Origin of the sequence: Herbaspirillum sp. B65 (assembly GCF_000333555.1) — a bacterium.
GTDB lineage: Bacteria > Pseudomonadota > Gammaproteobacteria > Burkholderiales > Burkholderiaceae_D > Herbaspirillum > Herbaspirillum rubrisubalbicans.
In genome coordinates, this window is record NZ_BADI01000818.1 from 1 (window position 1) to 2,871 (window position 2,871).

Below are 2,871 nucleotides of genomic sequence, written 5' to 3' on the forward strand. Positions count from 1 at the left end.
CGAGAGGTAGGAAAATGCTCGTGGTAAATGGTATCGAACTGCGATTGTTCGATCAGGTTCAGCAGGTGCGGGCATTCCACCGTGACGGTACCTTGCGGTGCCAGCAGTGCGGTCATGCCGCCGACGAAATCATTGATGTCCGGCACATGGGCCAGCACGTTGTTGGCCGCGATCAAGTCGGCCGCGCCGTGGCTGGCGCGCAGGCGCTGGCCCAGCGCCACACCGAAGAATTCCTCGACGATGGGAATGCCCTTGGCACGCGCCGCATTGGCCGTGCTGGTGGTGGGCTCCACGCCCAGGCAGGGTATCCCCTTCTGCTGCACGTATTGCAGCAGGTAGCCGTCATTGGCCGCCAGTTCCACCACCAGGGATTGGCTGCCCAAGGCCAGACGCGCGGCAATCATGTCCACATAGCGCGCGGCATGTTGCAACCAGGTGCTGGAGGTCGAGGAGAAATAAGCGTAGTCGTTGGCAAAGAGCTGGTCGTAATGCGTGTAATCCTCGGTCTGCACCAGCCAGCACTGGCGGCACACCATCACCTTGAGCGGATAGGTGGTCTCAGGGCGGCGCAGATCCTCGGCCTTGAGATAGGCGTTGGAGGGCGGCGAGAAGCCCAGGTCGATGAAGGTGTCATGCAGTTCGGTCTGACAGTGGCGGCATTTCATAGCTTGATTCCATCGAAATCGGGAGCCAGCAAGGGATGCTGGAGGTCGCGCGGCGACAGGTTGCACGGCGGCAGCGGCCAGGCGATGGCCACGCGCGGATCATCATGGCGCACGCCGCCTTCGGCGTGCGGTGCATAGGGAGCAGTATGCAGGTACAGCAGTGCGGCACCGCCTTGCAGTACCTGGAAACCGTGCGCGCAGCCCTCCGGGATCAGCAGCGCGCGGTCATCCCCGGCAGCCAGCTCGATACCGCGCCATTGCAGAAAGGTGGGCGAGCCGGCACGCAGGTCCAGCACTACATCGAAGACACGTCCGGCCAGGCAGCGGATCAGTTTCTTCTCCGCCATGGGAGCGTACTGGAAATGCATTCCGCGCACGCTACCGACTTCTTCAGTAAAGGAATGATTGATCTGCACGATGTGGCTGGTGCCCAGTACCGGTGCCAACTCTTCCTCGCAGAACCAGCGCGCGAAACTGCCACGCGCGTCGCCCCGACGCCGGCTCGATATCAGCACCGCACCGTCGATGCCGGTTGGCGTGATCTGCAGGTTCATCTGCGCTCCCGACGCTGCGACGGCGGCCTCAGTTCCAGGTCTTCCATCGTGCCTGGCCCTGCTCCCACATCTGGTTGAGCTGGATCTTGTCGCGCAGGGTATCCATGCATTTCCAGAAACCATGATGCGGCCAGTTCAGCAGCCTGCCATCGCCAGCGATCTGTTCCAGCGGTGCGCGCTCGAAGATGGTGGCTTCGCCATCCTTCAGATAGTCGAACACGCCCTGGCGGCAGACCATGAAGCCACCGTTGATCCAGCCCAGGTCACCGGGCGGCTTTTCGCGGAAATCGCGGATGAAGCCGGCCTCATCGGTCTGCACCATGCCGAAACGCGCTTCAGGCTGCACCGTGGTCATGGTCACCAGGGTCTGCGGATGAGCTTGGTGGTGGGCCACCAGTGCGCTCACATCGACATCGGAGACGCCATCCCCGTAGGTCAGCATGAAATCGTCATCCTTGAGATAGTCACGCGCGGCCAACAGCCGACCACCGGTCTGGGTGTGCAGGCCGGTCTCCACCAGAGTGACCTTCCAAGGCTCGGACTTGTTGCGGTGGACCTCCACCCGGTTGTCAGCCAGATCGATGGTGACATCGCCCTGGTGCAGGAAATAATTGGCGAAGAATTCCTTGATCAGGTAACCCTTGTAGCCCAGCAGGATCACGAATTCATTGAAGCCGTGCTGTGAATAAGCCTTCATGATGTGCCACAGGATGGGCTTGCCGCCGATCTCCACCATGGGTTTCGGGCGCACATCGGTTTCTTCCCCAAGCCGCGTACCCAGGCCGCCGGCGAGAATGACGACTTTCAATTTCTACTCCTAGCTGATTGATGTTCCGTGAGCCAGGAAAACATTGCAATGAAAGCAAGGTTTTCACCAAAGATGCCTATGTTACCGGCTTTGCCATTGGGAACAACCGTGGGTCTGGGCGGTTTATCGGCGCCAATTTGGCTTTTTGCAGCGTCCTGGAGGCCCGTTCATTCGAGGATTTGTCACCCTCTTTGCCGCCAATTCAGCTCATTCCGCCAAAAAGTGCGCTGCTATACTGCCCCGATTGCATAAGGCCGGCCGTGCAGACAGTGCGGCAAGAGCCGCACGGCCGGGAGCAAGACGACGCGGCGCTGTCACTTGCGCAGATCATCGAGACCCCCAGAGACAGACCACCGAGTAGCATATGAGACCAGATTTGTTCGCCCGGCTTCACTCCCCGTATTACATCTTCGCTCCCGCCTACGCTACCCACACGGAAGAAGCCCTGCTGCTGCACCGCTTGTGCCATGCGTTGAACCTGTGGGGGGAAGAAGCCTACGTGACCGATGAAGGCAGTACTGCCCTGCGCACGCCGCGCCTGACGCAGGAACTGATCAATGCCCACCTGGCCGCTGGGCGTAATCCCATCGTGATCTATGCCGGCAGCGTGGCCGGCAATCCGCTATCGGCCCTCAACGTGGTGCGCTATCAGCTCCACCCCGGCCAAACCGCGCGTGCGGGCGAGTTCCCGCTGGCCTGGCGGGCCGACCTGGCCGATGCCGGCGTGCCCCTATTGGAATTGCCGCTGGTGCCCGACGCCACCTTTGCTGCCCGGCGTGATCAGTTGGCGCGCCAGCTCGACGATTTCATCCTGGGCAGCCAGCGTCGCTTCAATGCTCCCGCC

At 61.3% G+C, this 2,871-nt stretch carries 3 protein-coding genes and 1 pseudogene; 1 reads left to right on the forward strand and 3 read right to left on the reverse strand.

Translation table 11 applies throughout. The features are described 5' to 3' along the window. From I5W_RS19525 to rfbF, 3 genes are all read right to left on the reverse strand, one after another. On the reverse strand, positions 1–665 hold a 665-nt coding region (locus tag I5W_RS19525; protein ID WP_044530475.1), incomplete at its 3' end, for a class I SAM-dependent methyltransferase. Continuing rightward, complete coding sequence (locus I5W_RS19530; protein WP_044530476.1) at positions 662–1,219, reverse strand: dTDP-4-dehydrorhamnose 3,5-epimerase family protein; 558 nt, start codon at positions 1,217–1,219, stop codon at positions 662–664. The genes I5W_RS19525 and I5W_RS19530, both read right to left, overlap by 4 nt. A 28-nt stretch (positions 1,220–1,247) precedes the next feature. Beyond that, on the reverse strand, positions 1,248–2,027 hold the full coding sequence (gene rfbF, locus I5W_RS19535) for a glucose-1-phosphate cytidylyltransferase (protein WP_017449827.1): 780 nt from the start codon (positions 2,025–2,027) through the stop codon (positions 1,248–1,250). Positions 2,028–2,391: 364 nt separating this feature from the next. Between rfbF and I5W_RS19540 the strand changes: the two are divergent. After that, positions 2,392–2,871, forward strand: a pseudogene (locus tag I5W_RS19540) (glycosyltransferase family 4 protein); the annotation flags it as partial.